This is a genomic window from Aerococcus sp. L_32 (assembly GCF_050689315.1).
In genome coordinates this window covers 1-977 of sequence record NZ_JBOEQF010000663.1, presented here as the reverse complement: position 1 = coordinate 977, position 977 = coordinate 1, and the positions used below count along the sequence as shown (strand labels likewise).

Below are 977 nucleotides of genomic sequence, written 5' to 3'. Positions count from 1 at the left end.
CGTTTTAATTTTGAAAATTTTCTGAAATGATATACTTTAAGTTAGGCCGCTAAATTGGCACTACAAAAAGGGAGGGAACTGCAATGGATGACATCGTAAATCGTTTATATCAAATTGAAAATACGGCTAAAGATGCGGAGAATACGGTTCAAGATCAAAAAATGAGCATTAAAAGATCATTTGACGATAAGAAACGTGATTTTTTACAAGCGGCTGATGATGCTTATGCTAAAAAAATCGAAGCAACAAGAGAATCGTTTAGTTCTGAGGACTATGAAACTTCTCATAATCTTACTGCCAAATTTTCCCGTAAAATGCAACGCATTCAAGATATTCTTGACAATGAACACGGTCTTTATGTAGACGAGTTCATGGAAAAAGTAACAAAGCTTGGAGTCGATGAAATTGGATAACTATACTGCTATAGACACAAAAATTCATGGTATGCGAAAGCATTTACTGACCAGTGAGAAAATCGAGGCTCATGGGAATATTCGTACATTAAATGAATTGTACGCATTAATCACCGAAAATACTTCTTACAAAAAGGCAGCAGACGTTCTAAAAACTGATGTCTCTTCGCGAGAAGATATTGAGTTGATGCTTAATTACGGCAATTTCTTTGAATTTTTAAAGATATATCGATTTGCCTCTTTGCAACAACGCGCTTTCCTTAAACGATATGCAATGTTTTTTGAGGCTTGGTTTATCAAACATACCTTAAGAACCGTCGTAAATCGTGGTGAAACAACCGTCATCATGAGTCCAGTCACCCATTATCTCGATGATAATCGCGGATTCAAAACGACAGATTTGATTATGGCAACTGATGTAAAAACAGTTGTGGATGCACTTGCTGACACCATTTACGGACCTTTTTTCCAACAATATAGTAACTTATTTAGTCAAAATGACTACGAGCGCTATGAATTCGAAATTGCCTTTGACCAATTTGTCATTCAACAAATTTGGCAAGG

The 977-nt window shown here is 35.8% G+C and carries 2 protein-coding genes; both read left to right on the top strand.

Going from position 1 to position 977, the window contains the following annotated elements; translation table 11 throughout:
- Nucleotides 1-83 precede the first annotated feature (83 nt).
- Nucleotides 84-413 (top strand): hypothetical protein, encoded by a 330-nt coding sequence (locus tag ACRCJ0_RS15530; protein WP_419971432.1) that lies wholly within the window; start codon nt 84-86, stop codon nt 411-413.
- The coding region (locus ACRCJ0_RS15525) for a V0D/AC39 family V-type ATPase subunit (RefSeq protein WP_431391090.1) at nt 400-977 on the top strand (578 nt) is incomplete at its 3' end. The genes ACRCJ0_RS15530 and ACRCJ0_RS15525, both read left to right, overlap by 14 nt.